Below are 18,497 nucleotides of genomic sequence, written 5' to 3' on the forward strand. Positions count from 1 at the left end.
ACAGAAATCATGCGGTCCGGTGTACTGCACACTCAAGCTCCGTTTGCGCCAGGACAAGACTCTGTCATATCTTCGACAAATCAGACAAATCCACGCCACAAAAATACCTTGCACCGCGATAAAGTATTGATTCATGTATGGTTTCAGGCTGGCACACGCCTTGCAAAGCAGGTAGCAAGTGGGTGGCGGATTCCACCCTTGCATAGGCTTTTCTTTGCGCCCAGGGGCCTGGGTGCGAGGGCAGCCCTCTACCGGGAGCAGCCACTGTGGCGAAACTGCAAAAAACCTTGGACGGCAACACCGCGGCCGCATACGCCGCGTACGCCTTCACCGAAATCGCGAGCATCTATCCGATAACACCCTCCTCGACCATGGCCGAAGTCACGGAAGAATGGGCGGCCCACGGCCAGAAAAACATGTTCGGGCACGCCGTGCGCGTCACCGAACTGCAATCGGAAGGCGGGGCCGCCGGCGCCATGCACGGCGTGCTCAGCGCCGGCACCCTGGCGACGACGTATACCGCGTCGCAAGGCTTGCTGCTGATGATCCCTTCGATGTACAAAATCGCAGGCGAAGCGCTGCCAGGCGTGTTCCACGTCTCGGCGCGCTCGCTGGCGACACATGCGCTGAACATCTTCGGCGATCACTCGGACGTGATGGCGGTAAGGCAAACGGGAGTCGCCATGCTGGCCACCGGCTCGGTGCAGGAAGTCGCCGACCTGGCCCCGGTCGCCCACCTCGCCGCGATCGCGGGCAGCCTGCCCTTCTGTCATTTCTTCGACGGTTTCCGCACCTCGCATGAAGTACAGAAAGTCGAACTGCTCGATTATCCGACCCTGGCCGGGCTGGTCGACCGCGATGCATTGCAGGCTTTCCGCGACCACGCACTCAACTCCGAACATCCGTATACCAAGGGCACGGCGCAGAACCCCGACGTCTTCTTTCAGGTGCGCGAAGCCGGCAATGGCCGCTATCAGCGCCTGCCGGCGATCGTGCAGGGCTATATGGACAGGCTGGCCGAACACACCGGCCGCTCCTACCACCTGTTCGATTATGACGGCTCCCCCGATGCCACCGATGTCGTCGTCGCCATGGGGTCGGTAACCGAGACGCTTTCCGAAGTGGTCGATTTCCTGCGCGCCGAGGGACGCAAGGTCGGCGTGCTCAAGGTTCGTCTGTTCCGTCCGTTCTCGACCGAGGCCTTCCTCTCCGCCTTTCCCGACACGGTCGAGCGCATCGCCGTTCTCGACCGCACCAAGGAGCCCGGCGCGCATGGCGAACCGCTCTACCTCGACGTGGTCGAGGCGTTCAGCCACGCCAGACGCCGGCCGCTTGTCATAGGCGGTCGTTACGGCCTCGGGTCCAAGGACACCACCCCCTCCCAGATCCTGGCGGTATTCGACAACCTGGCCGCCGCCGAGCCGCGCACGCCATTTACCCTCGGCATCAGCGACGATGTCACCGGTCTGTCGCTCACCCCCGCACGCACCATCGTCACCGAAAAAAGCGGAGCGACCCGCTGCAAGTTCTGGGGCCTCGGTTCGGATGGCACCGTCGGCGCCAACAAGAACGCGATCAAGATCATCGGCGATCACAGCGACCTGTTCGTACAGGCCTATTTCGCCTACGACTCGAAAAAATCGGGCGGCGTAACCGTGTCGCACCTGCGCTTCGGCAGCGAACCGATACGCTCGACCTATCTGATCAGCGAGGCCGACTTCATCGCCTGCCATAACCAGGCCTATGTGCAAAAGTACGACCTGCTCGCCGGGATCAAGCCCGGTGGCATCTTCCTGCTCAACTGCAACTGGGACGACGCCGCGCTCGAACGCGAGTTGCCGGCGGCGATGCGGCGCACGCTGGCCGAACGCGACATCCGCTTCTACACCATCGATGCCTCGGTCATCGCACGCGAGATCGGGCTTGCCGGCCGCATCAATATGGTGACGCAGGCCGCCTTCTTCCGGCTGGTCGAAATCCTGCCGCTGGAAAAGGTCATGGGCTATCTGGAAGAAGGCGTGCGCCGCAGCTACGGCAAGAAGGGCGAGCGCGTGGTGAAGATGAATATCGAGGCCGCGCATCGCGGCGTCGATGCCGTGCATCGCGTGCACGTGCCGCCGCACTGGGCCGATGCCCGCGACGACGCCCCCGCCAGCGTCGAGCTGCCTGACTTCGTGCGCACGATCATGCAGCCCATCAACCGCCTGGAAGGCGATGCGCTACCGGTCAGCGCCTTTCTCGCGCTCAGCGACGGCGTCCAGCCCGGCGGCAGCGCCGCCTACGAAAAACGCGGCATCGCGGCCGACGTGCCGGTATGGCTGGCCGACAACTGCACTCAGTGCAATGTCTGCTCCTTTGTCTGTCCGCACGCCGCAATCCGCCCCTTCCTGCTCGACGAGACCGAAATGGCGGGCAGCGACGGTTTCGACACGCTGAAGACCATAGGCCGGACGCTGCACGACTTCCGTTACCGTATCCAGGTATCGCCGCTCGATTGCACCGGATGCAACAACTGCGTCGACGCCTGCCCCGGCAAGCGCGGCGAGAGCGCGCTCGTCATGCGGCCGATCGCCGACAGCCTGCCGCTGGAAGCCGCACGCTGGGAATATGTCATGCACCAGGTCCGCGACAAGCCCCAGGCCTGCAATAACGACAGCGCCAAGGGCACCCAGTTCGCCCCGCCGCTGTTCGAGTTCTCCGGCGCGTGCGCCGGTTGCGGCGAGACGCCCATCGTACGCCAGATCACCCAGATGTTCGGTCCGCGCATGATCGTCGCCAACGCCACCGGCTGCTCGTCCATCTTCGGCGGTTCCTTCCCCTCCTCGCCCTATACCAGCAACCGCGACGGCCGCGGCCCGGCCTGGGCCAACTCGCTCTTCGAGGACAATGCGGAGTTCGGCTTCGGCATCGGCATGGCCTACCAGCAGGGCCGCAGCGAGTTGAAGGCCGCCGCCGCCGCCGCCCTGGACGGCGGCGTCGACGGCGCGTTGGGGCAGGCGCTGAAACAATGGCTGGAGCAGGCCGACGACGCCGAGGCTTCGCTTGCCTTGTCGCAGGAGATCAAGCGTCACCTGCCTGCCGTCAGCGACAACCCGTGGCTGGAACGGATCCATGCCAAGCGCGATTTTCTCGAAAAGAAATCGGTCTGGATGTTCGGCGGCGACGGCTGGGCCTACGACATCGGCTATGGCGGGCTCGACCATGTGCTGGCCAGCAACGAGGACGTGAATATTCTGGTGATGGATACCGAGATCTATTCCAACACCGGCGGCCAGGCCTCCAAGTCGACGCCGACGGCCGCCATCGCCAAATTCGCCAGCAGCGGCAAGCATGGCGGCAAGAAAAACCTGGGGCTGATCGCCATGACCTACGGCCATGTCTATGTCGCCCAGGTTGCCCTCGGCGACCGCAACCAGATGGTACAGGCGCTGCAGGAGGCGGAAAGCTACCCCGGTCCCTCGCTGGTCATCGCGTTCGCGCCCTGCATCTCGCACGGCATCCGCGGCGGCATGACGCGCTCGCCCAGCATCAGCGCCGACGCGATCAACTCGGGCTACTGGAATCTGTTCCGCTTTGACCCGCGCTTGCGCGAGCAGGGCCTGGCTCCGTTCCAGCTCGATTCCGAGGCTCCGAGCACAAGCTTCCGCAACTTCATCGAGAACCAGGTCCGCTTCAGCGCGCTGCGCCAGGTCGACGGCGAGCACGCCGATGCGCTCTTCGATCAGTTGGAGAAGCAGTCCCGGGATCGCTTCCAGCTGTATCAGAAACTGGCGGAAACGCAGCCGTTCTGAACAAACGGCCGCAACAATGCCGCCCGCTCGCAAGAGTGGGCGGCATTGCGTGTGGCGCCCCGCGGCGCCGGAAGGGGGAGGAGAAAGCTCAGAGGGGGGGCGGCGCCTCGAAGCAGACGCGGTATTCGCTGCAATCGGCACAGCTGGGAGAGCGGCACAGGGACAAGCCGGCGCGAGCGCACAGCTGTTTATAGAAAAAACGCTTCCAGCGCATATTGCCGACATTCAGCGCATGCAGCGCGGGAAAGCAGTCGGCGATCAGCGCGCCGAGCGCCGGGCGCTCGGGCAGGCCGAGGTCTTCCCACAGGTGATCCTCGCCCATGCAACTGAAGGCGATCCAGCGCGCGACGGCAGCGCTGCCCTCGACGCGGGCGTCGGCGTGATCCAGCAAGAGTTGCAGTACGTCCTGATACTCCTCGTGCCGCTCCGGGACCGACCAGCCGTCGGGCCCGATATGCATCGCAAAGCGCAATCGCCAGCGCGCCTCGATGGCGATGGCGCCGCGACCGAAGCGCTGCCGCAACACCCGGCTCAGGACCGGTGGAAAAATCGCGGATTCAGCGCCAGCCCGCGTGCGCGCCAAGGCGGCCGGCACCGCTCACACCTCCGCCGCAGACAGGCTGTAGCACTTCTTGGGACAGATCATGGCGCAGGCCTGACAGCCGCTGCAACGTTCGGCATGGCCGACCGTCATCACCTTCTTTTCATATTCGTCATCGTCGTCATCGTCGTCGTCGAGTTCGACCGTTTCGCCATCCTCGTCGATGCCGATCAGGCGCAGCACCGCTTGCGCACAGACCTTGAAGCAGCGGCCGCATGCGATGCATTTGTCGGCGTCTATCGAGTTGACGAACTGCGGCGTCCAGATCTCGCCGCCGGGCAGGGTTACGGTAAACAGTGCCATATTTTCGGTCCTGATCAGAGTTCGGCTACGAGCGGAAAGCGTTCTATCATCTGAATCGCTTCCGCGATGATTTTTTCACCGGCTTCGTCCAGCGCGTGGAGCGAGGAGAAACCGAAACGATGCACTTCGCGCAGCGTCTTGCTGACGGCAGCCAGACGGCCGGCGAGCAACACCAGGCGACCGAAGCCTTCGGCATGCAGTTTGACGACGGGTGTCACCATGATGCCGGTAGCGCTCTCTATGCACAGGCTGACCGCGTTGTAGAACATTTCCAGCCGCCATACGGTGAGCACATCCGGGTCGGCCATCAGCGGCAGCTCGCGCCGTCGCTCGACGCTCAGGACATAAGGCGCGAGCAGCTCTTCGTCGTTTTTCCCGCTCCAGCGGCCGAAGGTATCCTGCGCGCGCAGTTGTTTGATCAATTCGCGGCGAAAGACGCCGCTGGCCGGCACGCAGACCGGACCGGGCTGTTCAGTGGCCATGTTCATCCTCCGATTCGAAGTCGAAATCGCTGTCCACCCTGTCCTTGAGCAAAGCCTTGCGCAACCACGGCGGCGGCGTGCCACGCAGCACATTCTGCAGGGCGTCGAGCAGATCGAGGATGGGTTCGGGTTGCCGGACCTTGATCGGATGGACCTTGCGCGCCACCACGCGCGCCGCAGCCGAACCGCCGATGGCGGCGACGTAGACGATCGCGACATCGCGCAAGGCCTCGAGCCGGGGCAGCAACTTGTCCTCGTTACCGTCTTCGGACGCCTCGGGAAACTCGATCGTCTCCAGATAGCGGTAGCCGAGCGCGTCGATATCGTAGAGGGCGATATAGCGCCCCCAGCCGAAATGGGCATCGACGCATTGCTTGTCGGTGGTCAGAAATGCAATTTTCATTGGCAGTGGATCCCTTCCTCTCAGGCGGCGCAGTCGGCCGCTGCCGCGCGGCGCGAAGCCTCCGGCAACGGCCAGCTGTCCGGCCCGGGATGCGGCAGGTGGTCGATCAGCATATTGCCGATGTCGAAAATCAACGCGCGCGTGCCGGCATAACCGACCGACAAGCGGTGCGCGTTTCCCAAACGATCGAATTGCGGAAATCCGATACGGTACAAAGGTTTGCCCAAGCGTTGCGCGGCCTGGCGGCCATGCGACGGCGCAAGCAGCAGATCGCAATCGGCCGCCGCCAGCTCCAGGTCTTCGAGGTCGCCGATCAATACCGTCTCGAGCGGCAGCTGCTCGAGCTGGACGCTGCGCGTGGTGGTAATGCAGGCGCCGAGTTCGGCCCCCATTTCCACCATCAGCATGGCGATGGCCCACAGCAGATCGGGTTCGGCGGCGATGGCCATGCGTTTCTGGCCGAAAAAGAAATGGCCGTCGAGCATGGCGTCGAGCAACTGGCTGCGCTGGCGGCGGTAGCGCGCCGGCACCGGTCGTCCGGACAGCTGCGACAGCCGCTGCAGAAAGTGGTCGCAGGCGGCGAGCCCGGTCAGGCGGTCGAACAATTCATAGGGCACGCCGCTGGCCATTTCCAGCTCGATGGCCGGCGCGCGCATGTGCTCGCCGAGCGCCAATGTGCAGCAGGCGGCGCCCATCGATCGAACCTGATCCACGCGCGTTCCGCCCAGCGTCGTCGCCTGCCAGTCGTCAGGCATATGGCCATCGAGCGACGCCGAAACGTCGGGCAGAAAAACCGGCACCAGGCCGAAGGCTTCTATCATGTCGCGGACTTCGTCGATGTCGGCCGCCGTCAGATGGCTGCCGGCCAGCACATTGACCCGCGCCGGATCGCGTATGGCGGCCGGCACGGCCAACGCGCGCACCAGCGCGGTCACCGCACTGGCGAAGCCGTCCTGAAACGCGCCGCGGTAGTCCGGCGTCGACACATGGACCAGTTCGACCCCGGCCAGCTCGGCATGGCGTTGCCGCACCTGCTTGAGCACGGCGTCGATGTCGTCGCCCTTGGCCTCGGTCAACCCGGTCGAACAGACTCCGATCAGCGCCGGCGCCGCCCGCTTGGCGATATTGAGCAGCGCCTGCTCCAGATTGTCGTCGCCGCCGAGAATGGTCGTCACCTCGTTCATTGCCGTGGTCTGCAGCGGAATGGCTTCGCGAAAATGGCGCACCAGCAATACCAGCCCGAACGAGGTGCATCCCTGCGATCCATGCATCAGCGGCATGCAGCGGTCCATGCCGAGAAAGGCATAGCTCGCGCCGAGCGGCGAGCTGGTACGCAGGGGATTGACGGTGCACGCCTTGCGCGATTCAACGAGATTGGCCATCGCCGTCCTCCCGGCTGTCCCACGGCGCGGGGGCGCGTACCGCCGCCCATACCGGGTTGGACAAGGCTTTATCGATTTCGGCGACCAGCGCCACCATGCCCTCGTAGCCGGCATAGGCGTAGTGCCGTTCCTGATTGATGTCCAGCCAGGGCATGCGCGCCTTGAGCGCGACAAACTGGGTGCGCCCGCCCGACAGCATGATGTCGGCGCGCGACTCGCTGAGCATGGCGTACATCTGGCGCGGCGTGATGCTGTCTATCATGTGCGCGTCGCCGCCCATCAATTCGCGGATGCGCTGCTTGTCGCCGGCCGTGGATTTCTTGACGCTGGTGCCGACCACTTCCATTCCCGCCTCTTGCAAGGCGGAGACCACCGACCACGACTTGACCCCGCCGGTGATCAGCAATACGCGCTTGCCGGCCAGACGCGTGCGGTAGGCGGCGATACGGCGCCAGGCGCGTTCCTCTTCGACCCGGATCAGTCGCTCGGTGCGCAACAGCAGATCGCTGGGCGCTCCGCGCTGCACCAGCAGGCGTACCAACTTGCGCAAGGTCTCGCTCATGTCGGCGATGCCATAGAACGATCCTTCCAGATAGGGAATGCCGTAGCGGTCTTCCATCTTGCGCGCCAGGTTGATCATGGCGTTGGAACACAGCATCAGCATCACGCGCGCGCGGTGACTCTGCGCTATCTCGTGGTAGCGGCCGTCGCCGGCGATGCAGCTGACGATACGGATACCGAGCGCATCGAACAGGGGCTTGATCTGCCACAGCTCGCCGACCAGGTTGTATTCGCCGCACAGGGCGATATCGTAGGGGGTGGTGTAAGCGGGTTCCTCGGTGCCGATCACGTGGTCGAGCAGCGCCTCGGCGCCAAGCTTGTTGCCCAGCGTCTTCGGCCCGGCGAAACCCGGACTGTTGACCGGGATCACCGGCTTGCCGAAGCGTTCCGCCGCGTGACGGCACACCGCCTCGATGTCATCGCCTATCATCGCGGTCAGACAGGTCTGGTAGACGAAGACGGCGGGCGGATCGTACTTCTCGATGATCTCGCGGATCGCGCGATACAACCGTTTCTCGCCGCCGTAGACCACGTCGAGTTCGTTGATATCGCTGGTGAAGCCATAGCGATAGAGCTGCGCAGACGACGAGGCGCTGTGACGGTTGTCCCAGGAATTGCCCTCGCACGCGATCGGACCGTGCACCAGATGCGCCACGTCCGCAATCGGCTGCAACGCGATCTTGGCGCCATCGAAGGCGCAACCGCCGGCGGCGGCGCCCGGCGTCAACGGCTTGAGACAGCCTTTCTTGCGCTCGGCCGGCGGCTTCTGCCGGTTGTGATCACAGGCGGGTTCGTTGAACACGTCCTGGATGCGGGCCGCTATGCGGGTATCCATGAGGAGCTCCCTCGGCTGCGGCGGCTCGCCGCCGCAGCCGCATCAACGGATGATGTCCAGACCGTAGTCGCTGACGCCGATGTCGCTGGTATTCAGGTCCAGTTTCTCGAAGTATTCGTCGAGGATGGCGACCAGCACCCGCAATGCGCCTTCATAGCCCCAGATCGGGAAACGATGATGGTGGTGGCGATCGAATATCGGGAAAGCGAGACGGATCAGCGGCACGTTGCAATCGCGCTCGAGATACTTGCCGTGCGAGTTGCCGATCAGGAAATCGACCGGTTCGGTATGCAGCAGCGAGCGCATATGCCACAGGTCGCGTTTGGGATAGACGTGGCAGTCGCGTCCGAAGGGGCTGGCGTCGAGCACGGCCTGCACCTTGGCCGCCCAGCCTGCATCGCCGTTGCTCGACAGGATATGCGTCGGTTCGGCCCCCAGTTCGAGCAGGAAGGCGGTCAGACCCAGCATCAGATCCGGGTCGCCGTACAGCGCGAATTTCTTGCCATGCAGGTGGGCCTGGCTATCGGCGATGGCATCGACCAGGCGGCCGCGCTCGCGCTCGAGCGATTCCGGAACAGGCTTGCCGGTCAGCTCGGCGATCTTCATCAGGAAAGCGTCGGTGCCGGCGACCCCCATCGGGTGATTGAAGCTGACGACGTCCTGTCCCTGTTCCGCGATGTACTTCAGCGTCTTCTCGGTGCAGAACTCCTGGAACGATACCGTAGCACGGGCGTTGAGCGCACGCTTGACCTCGTCCTTGCTGGTCCCGCCGTCGTACATGCGGAACTCGCCGTCGCCAGGGGTGTTCCAGGCGTCGGAAGGATCGCACAACACGGTATAGTCGGCGCCGAAGGCGTCGAAGATGCGCCGGATGACGGGCATATTGCCGACGACGAAGCCGTCGAAGCCGCCGATGAAGTTGATCGACGCGTCGGGCACGCGCGTTTGCCCCTTCCAGAAATGCTGGAGTACGCCCCTGAGCGCGCTGTCGTAGCCGGTGACATGACTGCCGACGAAGGCCGGGGTATGCGCGAACGGGACATCGAAGTCCATCGGTATCGAGCCCTTCTCCTTCGCATTGCGGATAAAGGCGTCCAGATCGTCGCCAATGACCTCGGCCATGCAGCTGGTCGAGACGCCGATCATGTCGGGGTGGTACAAGGTATGCGCATTGGATAGCGCATCGATCATATTATTCATGCCGCCGAACACGGCAGCGTCTTCGGTCATCGACGACGAAACGCAGGAGGTCGGTTCCTTGAAGTGACGCGAGAAGTGCGAGCGGTAGTAGGCGACACAGCCTTGCGAGCCATGCACCATGGGCAAGGTGCCCTTGAAGCCGACATGGGCGTAGACGGCACCGAGCGGCTGGCAGGCGCGCGCCGGGTTGATGGTCAGTGCTTCGCGGGCGAAGTTCTTTTCGCGGTATTCCCAGCTCTTGGACCATTCCAGCGTTTCCGCCACCACGGTATCGGGATGGCGGTTTTCGAACTGGCGCTTGTCGGCCAGCATGTCGCGGTATTCCGGCTCGCGGAACAGGGTTTCAAAGTCGAGGACTTGATCTGCGCATTGAGGCATGGTGAGGCTCCTTGGCCGGCGGATGCACCGCCGGCGCGGTAGTCGAAGGCGGCGTCAGGCCGCGGTTTTCCAAGGCGCGCGAGTCAGCGTCCAGGCCGGCGCATTGATCGCCATATCCATATCGCGCGCGAAAATGGCGAAGCCGTCGAAGCCGTGATACGGGCCGGAATAATCCCAGCTGTGCATCTGGCGGAACGGGATGCCCATCTTCTGGAAGATGTATTTTTCCTTGATTCCGGAGCCGACCAGGTCGGGCTGTATCCTGGCGACGAATTTTTCGAACTCGAAGGCCGACACATCGTCATACAGCAGGGTGCCGTCCTTCAGATGTTCGAGCGTGCGCTGGTAGTCGTCGCTGTGCCCGAACTCATAGCCGGTGCCGATCACTTCCATGCCGAGGTCTTCGTAGGCGCCGATCACATGGCGCGGGCGCAGGCCGCCGATGAACAGCATCACCTTCTTGCCACCCAGGCGCGGCTTGTACTTGTCGATCACGGCCTGCGACAGGGCCTTGTACTTGGCGATCACGCGCTCGGCATTCTCCTTGATCGTGTCGTCGAAGTGGGAGGCGATCTCGCGCAGCGAGCGCTCGATCATGGTCGGGCCGAAGAAGTTGTACTCGACCCAGGGCACGCCCGATTTTTCTTCCATATGCCGCGCGATGTAGTTCATCGAACGGTAGCAATGCAGCAGGTTGAGCTTGGCGTGCGGGGTGTTCTCCATCTCGGCCAGGGTGCCGTCGCCAGACCATTGCGCAATGACGCGCAGCCCCATTTCCTCGAGCAGAATGCGCGAAGACCAGGCGTCGCCGCCGATGTTGTAGTCGCCGAGGATGGCGACATCGTAGGGGGTGGACGCGAAGGGCTTGGCTTCCCGGGTCGCCGGATCGATGACCCAGTCGCGCACCGCATCGTTGGCGATATGGTGGCCCAGCGATTGCGACACGCCGCGAAAGCCTTCGCAACGCACCGGCACGATCTTGTGCCCTTCGTATTGCTTGGACTTGCGCTTGGACACGGCTTCGATATCGTCGCCGATCAGGCCGATCGGGCACTCGGACTGGATGGAAATCGCGCGGTTGAGCGGGAACAGGGTCTGGATTTCATCGATCACCTGTTCCAGCTTTTTGTCGCCGCCGAACACGATGTCTTTTTCCTGAAAATCCGAGGTGAACTGCATGGTGACGAAGCTATCGACGCCGGTGGTCCCGGTGTAGTAGTTGCGGCGCGAACCCCAGGAATACTGGCCGCAACCGACCGGACCGTGCGAGATATGCACCATGTCCTTGATCGGCCCCCATACCACGCCCTTGGAGCCGGCGTAGGCACAGCCGCGTATGGTCATCACGCCCGGAAGCGATTTGATATTGGATTTGACGGAACAATCGGGTTTTTCCGAATCGAATGTCGCCAGGTGCTTGGCGCGTTTTTTCGCGGATTTCTCCGGGAAGGCCTCGAGAACCTCGGCGATCAAAGCCGCGTTGGCCAGCTTTTGCTCTTCGACGGACGTGCTCATAGTAAAACTCCACTCAATGTTGTGGCGCCGGGTGCACCCGGGCCGGGCCGGGTGCACTCCGGGCTCAGACCGTCGCGTCGGCCGCGACTTCGGCGGCGGTTTTGCCGACCAGCGATTCGTCGATGTTCTGCATGATGCCGTGCTCCATCAGCAGCTCTTCGAGCTCTTCCATCGTGATCGGAGTCGGAATCACCCCCTTGCCGGCGTTGGCGTGGATTTTTTCGGCCAGCGAGCGGTATTCCTGGGCCTGCTTGGAGTCGGGCGCGTATTCGAGCACCGTCATGCGACGCAGTTCGGCGTGCTGGACGATGTTGTCGCGCGGCACGAAGTGGATCAGGGTGGTGCCGAGCTTGTGCGCGAGGGACTGCGCGAGTTCGAGCTCTTTGTCGGTCTGGCGCTCGTTGCAGATCAAACCGCCGAGTCGAACGCCGCCGGAGCTTGCGTACTTCAGAATGCCGCGTGCGATATTGTTGGCGGCGTACATCGCCATCATTTCGCCCGACATGACGATGTAGATTTCCTGCGCCTTGTTTTCTCGAATCGGCATGGCGAAACCGCCGCATACCACGTCGCCCAGCACGTCGTAGGAGACATAGTCGACGCCTTCGTAGGCACCGTTCTCTTCGAGGAAATTGATCGAGGTGATCACACCGCGGCCGGCACACCCGACGCCCGGCTCCGGACCGCCGGATTCGACGCAGCGGATATCGCGATAGCCGAGCTTCATGACGTCTTCGAGTTCGAGGTCCTCGACCGAGCCCGCTTCGGCCGCCAGCGACAGAATGGTGTTCTGCGCCTTGGCATGCAGGATGAGACGGGTCGAGTCGGCTTTCGGGTCGCACCCGACGATCAGTATTTTCTGCCCCATTTCCGCCAGTGCGGCCAGGGTGTTCTGCGAAGTGGTGGACTTGCCGATACCGCCTTTGCCGTAGAAGGCAATTTGCCTGAGTTTGGCCATGTTCAATTCTCCAGATGGCTGATGCGTTGATGTCGTAAGTCTCGGGTCTGCTGCTATCGCGTCATGCCGCCAGGGCTTGTTCTTCGTATCGGGCAAGGCATCCGCACACCGCTGCAAGACCTGTTCAGCAACTGTCGTGCCAGCGCTAAAAAAATACACAAACCATTGAATATATTGATATTTCATGGAAAACCATGCCGTGTCGCATCCCGGCGCAATTTGTTGCAAAGCCGACAATGACAGTGGGAATCGAGACACAGACGGGGGAAGGGTGCGTTGGCGGTCGAGGGTTGGCGCAGATGTTCGCGCCGGCGTGACGAGGGTCGCCGCGGTCAGGAAGTCGGGTGGAAGGTTTCATAGCAGATGGGCGCTCCATGCGCACGCCGGGCATGCGCCGCGTCCCCCATGGCCATCGCCGTTTTTCAGGGCATCGACATCGTTTCGCATTCAACGGCGCGGATATCGGACGGGCGCAAGGGAGGGAGGGACGGTGATGGGGAAGACATTCGGGATGAACGGCCCGTTGGCGCCCGGGCTGTCGTAGTCGACGGCGTGGGCGGCCTGCTCCTTGCCGATGCCGCTTGCTCCCGGCATCGGCACGCTCGTCCGGGCGGCAGCCACAACGGTGGCGATGCCCCCGCGACTTGCCAGTACCGGAGCGGCTCTAGCGGGCAAGCCCGACCGCACCCGAGGGACAGGGCGTCATTGCCAGGGTTCGCTCCAGGACCCGTGCCACGCGCTCGACTTGCTGCGCATTCATACGGCTGTGAAAAGGCAGGGCCAGTTCGCTGGCGGCCGCCTGCCGGCAGCGAGGCGGCTGCGCGCGTCCTCCCCAGGCGGGCGCCGTCGCGCACTCGATGGCCTCGTTCCCGAACGCCCGCACGACGGCAGGCCGCACGGCGGGCGGGACGTCGACGACGTATCGGGTCCAGTGCACTTCGTCCACGTCCATGCCGAGCCGGGGCAGGCGCAGGTTGGGAATGCCCTGCAGGCGACGGCAGTAATCGCTTTCCACCCGTTTGCGTTCGGCCAGCATTTCGAACAGGCGTTCCAGTTGCGCCAGGCCGAGCGCGGCGCCCGGCTCCGGCAAGCGCAGACGCTCCGGCGCACGCAACATCGGACAGGATGCACGCAGCACGCCATCGGCGCGCAAGCGGAACAGGGCGCTGGCCAGTTCGGGGTCGTCGGTCACCACCATGCCCCCCTGGCCGCAGCACAAGGCGCCGGGAACGGAAAAATCGAAGACGGCGATATCGCCGAAGGTGCCGACATCGCGTCCGAGATAGCGCGAGGCGATGGCCTCGCTCGAATCTTCCAGCAACACCAGATCGTGCCGCCGGGCAAGGCGGCCGAGCGCCCCCCAGTCGGCGGGATGGCCATTGCTGTTGCACGCCAGAATCGCACGCGTGCGCGGTCCGATCAGCGCTTCGATCCGTTCCGGGTCCAGGCAACCGCTCTCGGGGTCGATATCGGCGAATAGCGGGCGCAATTCCGCCCGCAGCAGACCGCGCCCGAAACCGAGCCACGAGCGCGGCGAGAGGATGACTTCATCATGCCTCCCCAGCGCGCACGCGCGCAGCGCCAGCCACATGCCGACGCGCCCGCTGCATACCGCCAGCGCGTAGACGCGGCCGACGGCCGCGGCGAACTCGTTCTCGAACGCCTCCAGACAGTCGCTTGCGGCGGCGTTATCGCGTGCGCAACGCAGCATGCGCGCTTCCAGCTCTCCGTAATCCGGCCGGCTCAGGGCAATGGCGTGTGCGCTCATGACTCGGGCACCTTGCGCGCCTCGACCGTGATCGGCAGGCGGGTATCGGCAGGCAGCGGAGGCAATTCCAGCACCCAGCCGTTGCCGAGGGTGATATAGCCTCCCCACAAGGTGTCGATCGTGGCGCCGACGACCGGCTGTTCCAGATCCTTTTTCGCCACATAAGCCGACAGTGTGCCGTTTGCGCTACGTCGTAACGAGACTTTCATGGGATGTCCTTCTCGGCCCGGGCAGGCAGGAGTGGCCTCCGCCGCGGCGGAGGCCGGGGTTCATTCGGACGGCATGGCCGGAGCCGAGGGCAGCAACTCGCGGCGCTTCATGCCGACCCGGTGGCCGGTGGCGATGAAATCCACGCCATAGATGTAGAATTGCTGCAGATAAGTACCGATCGACACCACATAGCCGACTTCACCCTTCTCGACCAGCAGCTCCCCGATAGCCTTGCCGGGATAGGTGCCGTCGTTGCGGATGCAATAGCGGCTCACGACGCGATCGCCATATTGGTAGCAGGGCGGCGCGTCGAGCTCGATGCTGTCGCTATCGCGTGCGATATCGCCCATCGCCTTATCCCGCCTTGCTGATGCAGCCGGTCATCGGACAGACCGCCTGGCATTGCGGCTGATCGAACTTGCCGCTGCATTCCGTGCATTTGTCCGGATCGATCAGATACATGCCGCGCTTCATATGCACGGCGGAGTTCGGGCATTCGTCTTCGCAGGCTGCGCAGCCGGTGCAAAGGTCGGATGAAATAGTCAGGGCCATGATGGATTCTCCAAGAGTTGGGACGGGGTTCAAACCGCGACAAATGCGCCCTGCCGCAGCAGGGCGTCGCCACGCGCGGCATGATGCAGCTGGCCGGCGGCGAGGCGGCCGAGATAGTCGAAGTGGTAGTCGCGCAGTGAAGGATCGATCGCTTGCTGCGCATAGCGATCGACGGTTTCGATGCCGGCCGCGCGCAGGGCTTCGCGAGGACAGTTACCGATCTTCGCCACGAACACGGCATGGCAGTCGTTGAGTGCGGCGAGTACCGTCGCCATCGCATCATCCTCGCCGTAGCCCCCCTGGCAGTAGTGGTCGACGCGGCGATGTCCGATGAAGCGCGCGCCGGCGCCATCGACTTCGAATATCTGGAATTCGCTGGCATGTCCGAAGTGCTGGTTGATGCGATCGTCGCCGCGGGTGGCCACTGCCACCGTCAGACAGACCGACTCCGACAGCGCGACCGGCGGTGCGGATGGCTGGGCGGCAGGCGCAGCGGCCTTCAGGCCGGCCCGGTAGGCGCGGCGCGCCTCGCGCGGGTACGGCGGATCGATCTCGCCCAGCGCCGCAAGCGCAAACTCGGCGGCGCGGTCCTCGCCCAGCAGGCCGACAGCGTCTGCTCGGCACTGCCGACAGTGCCGCATGACCTGCATCGCGCCATCGCCGCACTGGTCTTGCAAGGCTTTCAGCTCGCCGGCGGTCGGTGCGCGCCGACCGTCGAGTCCGAAACGCGTGCCGTGCTCGGGCGCCGAGATCAGCGGCATGATGTTATGCAGGAAAGCCCCGCGCTCGCGCACCGCACGGTTCACGTCGAGCAGATGCGTGTCGTTGATTCCGGGAATCATCACCGAATTCACTTTGACCAGAACCCCGCGCTCGGCCAGCATTTCCAGCCCCTGCATCTGCCGCTGGTGCAGGATAGCCGCGGCGGCGACGCCATGGTGACGGCGATGATCGTAGAATATCCACGGATAGATCTGTGCCCCGACCTCGGCGTCTATCATATTGATGGTGATCGTCACGTGGTCGATGCCGTGACGCACGATATCGTCGATATGGTCGGGTAGCGCCAGCCCGTTGGTCGACAGGCACAGCTTGAGATCCGGGGCCTGCCGCCGCACCAGCTCGCAGGTGCGAAAGGTCTTCTCCGCATTTGCCAGCGCATCGCCGGGGCCGGCAATGCCGAGCACGCTCAACTGCGGTATCGCACTGGCGACCGCCAGCATCTTGCGCACGGCCTGCTCCGGAGTCAGACGCTCGGAGACCACGCCGGGCCGCGATTCGTTGGAGCAGTCGAATTTACGGTTGCAGTAGTTGCACTGGATATTGCAGGCGGGCGCAACGGCAACATGCATGCGGGCAAAGTGGCGATGCGCGGATTCGGAATAGCAGGGGTGGTCGCTCACCCTGGCGTCGAGGTCCGGAGCCGCCTGCGGCGAGGCATCGGACAAAACCGGGCGACCGGGGCCGAACGAGTCGAGCGGAATGTAGGCGGTGGCCGCTGGCATGGAGGCACTCCTTGTCGTGACGGTTGGTCGGTGGATACCCAACCCATCAGCGAGTTTCGTGCCAGCAAGCAACCCATTGATTTATATGAATATCGGCATGTCGCGGCACACGGCACGTTTGTCGGATGCCTGACAAATCCGACACTCGCCGTACGCTGCGCTCAGAACTTCCTGACCTCGATGCCGTGTTTTTGCAAGGCGTACCCCATCTGCCGCGGCGTGATGTTCAGCAAGCGCGCCGCCTTGGCCTGCACCCAGCCGCTGCGTTCCATCGCCCACAGCAACCGTTCGCGCTCGCCCTGCGGCCGCGGGCTGGCGGCATCGGGGGCCGCGGCGGCGACAGGCTGCGCCTCGCTCGCCGCCGGCTCCTGCGCGCGGGCCGGTGCCACCGCATCGTCCTTTTCGCGGTAATGCAGCAATTGGGTCAGACAGCGGTCTTTATGACAGGGGAAGGCGAGAGCCTGGATCGCATCGCCGGTCGCCATGGTGGCCGTGCGCTCGATGCAGTTCTCCAGCTCGCGCACATTGCCCGGCCAATAACAGTTCATCAGCAGCCGCAGGGCATCGGGCTGCAGACGCAGGCTGCGCCCGTTTTCGCGGTTATAGCGATCGAGGAAATGGGAAACCAGCGGCGGGATGTCCTCGCGCCGCTCGCGCAAGGGCGGCAGAAATACGCTGACCACATTGATGCGATAGTAGAGATCGGCACGAAAGGTCCCGGCGACAACCATCTTTTCCAGATTGCGGTTGGTCGCGCAAATCAGGCGCACGTCGACCTTGACCGAGCGATTGCCGCCGACGCGTTCGAACTCCCTCTCCTGTAGTACACGCAGCATCTTGGCCTGGAATGCCGGCGAGATATCGCCTATTTCGTCGAGAAACAGCGTGCCGCCATTCGCTTGTTCAAAGCGCCCCTTGCGTTCGGCCACCGCGCCGGTGAAAGCGCCTTTTTCATGCCCGAACAGCTCGGACTCGAGCAGCGTCTCGCTCAACGCCGCACAGTTCACCTTGATGAACGGACTCTTGCTGCGCGGCGACAGATCGTGGATCGCGCGTGCGATGACTTCCTTGCCGCTGCCGCTTTCACCGCGCAACAGGACGGTGCTGCGCGAGGGACCGACCTTGTGCACCTGCTGGAAAACATCCTGCATCGCCTGCGAGACGCCGACGACCTTGTTGATATGCAGTGTCTTGTTATGCGGACGCCGCGTCGCCATCAGCATTTCCTGCTGTGCGGCGCTGACATTCTGCCGCAGACGCAGCGTCTGGCCGAGCAGTGTACTGATCATGGACAGCACGCGCAGCGTGTCGCGGAAAGCACTGCCCTCCTCGCGCCAGCGATCGATCGCGAGCACGCCCTGGCTCTCGTTGCCGATCTTGATCGGAACCGCCACAAACGCGACCGCCGGATCAGGCGCCTGCGAAGAGTAGGTCCGGTTGAGGAAGAGCGGCTCGGCGGAGATATCGGGCACCACCGCCGGCATGCCGGAGGCGTAGACGCGTCCTATCACCCCTTCGCCGCTCTGAAAGTGGCCGCGGGCCGCCTCTTCCTGCGTCAGCCCGACCGCCGCGAATACCGACAATTCCTGCTCGGACTCTTTCAGAACGATCATTCCGCGCCGGAAGTCCAGCTGCATGACCAGGACGTTCAAGCTCTCGCGGAATGTTTTATTGATATCGAGCGACGAATTGAGGATCTTGCCGATCTCGTAAACGGTGATCAGCTCCTCTTCGGCGTGTGAACGCGCGATATAGTCCATGCAAACCTCCTGCAGCCAACGTCGCGCAAGCGCGCGGACGCCGACAGTGAAACTGAGTTCCCCCGCGGGGGTCGGTACATTCCTCCCTCTGGCCTGCGGCACGCTCGTTGTTCTTCATATGGGGGGATAGCGAGCAAAAAGCGCGCCATCGGCAGCGACGGCCGGCAACGAAAAATGATGACGCGCAATCAGCCACTTAGCGCCATGCGGGACAAACCCGCCATCCGGTGCTGTCGCATCTGCGACAAATGCGACATCGATAAGGGGGCACTATGCACCAAAATATTGCAACA

At 63.6% G+C, this 18,497-nt stretch carries 17 protein-coding genes; 1 reads left to right on the forward strand and 16 read right to left on the reverse strand.

Annotated features, from left to right (window positions below; translation table 11 throughout):
* The first annotated feature begins 266 nt into the window (after positions 1-266).
* Positions 267-3,791 carry a pyruvate:ferredoxin (flavodoxin) oxidoreductase gene (nifJ, locus tag G520_RS0106665; protein WP_028534974.1) on the forward strand — a complete coding sequence of 1,175 codons (3,525 nt, stop codon included), beginning with the start codon at positions 267-269 and terminating at the stop codon, positions 3,789-3,791.
* Between the two features lie 88 nt (positions 3,792-3,879).
* Here the strand turns inward: nifJ and G520_RS21860 are convergent, their stop codons facing one another.
* The 16 genes from G520_RS21860 to nifA all read right to left on the reverse strand — a co-directional run bounded on the left by G520_RS21860 (position 3,880) and on the right by nifA (position 18,204).
* The gene (locus G520_RS21860) at positions 3,880-4,386 is read right to left on the reverse strand and encodes a nitrogen fixation protein NifQ (protein WP_211222778.1); all 507 of its coding nucleotides are present in this window, start codon (positions 4,384-4,386) and stop codon (positions 3,880-3,882) included.
* A 3-nt stretch (positions 4,387-4,389) separates the two neighbouring features.
* The gene (gene fdxB / locus G520_RS0106675) at positions 4,390-4,695 is read right to left on the reverse strand and encodes a ferredoxin III, nif-specific (RefSeq protein ID WP_028534975.1); all 306 of its coding nucleotides are present in this window, start codon (positions 4,693-4,695) and stop codon (positions 4,390-4,392) included.
* Between the two features lie 14 nt (positions 4,696-4,709).
* Entirely contained in the window at positions 4,710-5,177 is a 468-nt protein-coding gene (locus tag G520_RS0106680) for a NifX-associated nitrogen fixation protein (RefSeq protein WP_036665589.1), read from the reverse strand.
* Complete coding sequence (gene nifX, locus G520_RS0106685) at positions 5,167-5,580, reverse strand: nitrogen fixation protein NifX (protein WP_028534977.1); 414 nt, start codon at positions 5,578-5,580, stop codon at positions 5,167-5,169. Before nifX ends, G520_RS0106680 begins: the two co-directional genes overlap by 11 nt.
* Before the next feature lie 20 nt (positions 5,581-5,600).
* Entirely contained in the window at positions 5,601-6,962 is a 1,362-nt protein-coding gene (gene nifN, locus G520_RS0106690) for a nitrogenase iron-molybdenum cofactor biosynthesis protein NifN (RefSeq protein ID WP_028534978.1), read from the reverse strand.
* Complete coding sequence (nifE, locus tag G520_RS21865) at positions 6,946-8,358, reverse strand: nitrogenase iron-molybdenum cofactor biosynthesis protein NifE (RefSeq protein ID WP_036665591.1); 1,413 nt, start codon at positions 8,356-8,358, stop codon at positions 6,946-6,948. Before nifE ends, nifN begins: the two co-directional genes overlap by 17 nt.
* A 42-nt stretch (positions 8,359-8,400) precedes the next feature.
* Positions 8,401-9,936, reverse strand: a complete 1,536-nt coding sequence (gene nifK / locus G520_RS0106700; protein WP_028534979.1) for a nitrogenase molybdenum-iron protein subunit beta — start codon at positions 9,934-9,936, stop codon at positions 8,401-8,403.
* A 54-nt stretch (positions 9,937-9,990) separates the two neighbouring features.
* Entirely contained in the window at positions 9,991-11,451 is a 1,461-nt protein-coding gene (gene nifD / locus G520_RS0106705; protein ID WP_028534980.1) for a nitrogenase molybdenum-iron protein alpha chain, read from the reverse strand.
* A 64-nt stretch (positions 11,452-11,515) separates the two neighbouring features.
* Complete coding sequence (gene nifH, locus G520_RS0106710) at positions 11,516-12,409, reverse strand: nitrogenase iron protein (RefSeq protein WP_028534981.1); 894 nt, start codon at positions 12,407-12,409, stop codon at positions 11,516-11,518.
* 447 nt (positions 12,410-12,856) lie between these two features.
* Positions 12,857-13,084, reverse strand: a complete 228-nt coding sequence (locus G520_RS25340; RefSeq protein WP_156876897.1) for a hypothetical protein — start codon at positions 13,082-13,084, stop codon at positions 12,857-12,859.
* Positions 13,074-14,177 (reverse strand): DegT/DnrJ/EryC1/StrS family aminotransferase, encoded by a 1,104-nt coding sequence (locus tag G520_RS21875; protein WP_051229161.1) that lies wholly within the window; start codon positions 14,175-14,177, stop codon positions 13,074-13,076. The genes G520_RS25340 and G520_RS21875 overlap by 11 nt, the downstream gene beginning before the upstream one ends.
* Entirely contained in the window at positions 14,174-14,386 is a 213-nt protein-coding gene (nifT, locus tag G520_RS0106720; RefSeq protein WP_028534982.1) for a putative nitrogen fixation protein NifT, read from the reverse strand. The genes G520_RS21875 and nifT overlap by 4 nt, the downstream gene beginning before the upstream one ends.
* A gap of 60 nt (positions 14,387-14,446) precedes the next feature.
* The gene (locus G520_RS0106725; RefSeq protein ID WP_028534983.1) at positions 14,447-14,737 is read right to left on the reverse strand and encodes a nitrogen fixation protein NifZ; all 291 of its coding nucleotides are present in this window, start codon (positions 14,735-14,737) and stop codon (positions 14,447-14,449) included.
* Positions 14,738-14,741: 4 nt separating this feature from the next.
* Positions 14,742-14,939 carry a 4Fe-4S dicluster domain-containing protein gene (locus G520_RS0106730; protein ID WP_028534984.1) on the reverse strand — a complete coding sequence of 66 codons (198 nt, stop codon included), beginning with the start codon at positions 14,937-14,939 and terminating at the stop codon, positions 14,742-14,744.
* Between the two features lie 29 nt (positions 14,940-14,968).
* The gene (gene nifB / locus G520_RS21880) at positions 14,969-16,444 is read right to left on the reverse strand and encodes a nitrogenase cofactor biosynthesis protein NifB (protein WP_051229163.1); all 1,476 of its coding nucleotides are present in this window, start codon (positions 16,442-16,444) and stop codon (positions 14,969-14,971) included.
* Positions 16,445-16,605: 161 nt separating this feature from the next.
* A complete protein-coding gene (gene nifA / locus G520_RS0106740; RefSeq protein ID WP_028534985.1) occupies positions 16,606-18,204 on the reverse strand; it encodes a nif-specific transcriptional activator NifA in 1,599 nt (532 codons plus the stop codon).
* Between the last annotated feature and the right edge of the window lie 293 nt (positions 18,205-18,497).

Source organism: Paludibacterium yongneupense DSM 18731 (genome assembly GCF_000422925.1).
Taxonomy (GTDB): domain Bacteria; phylum Pseudomonadota; class Gammaproteobacteria; order Burkholderiales; family Chromobacteriaceae; genus Paludibacterium; species Paludibacterium yongneupense.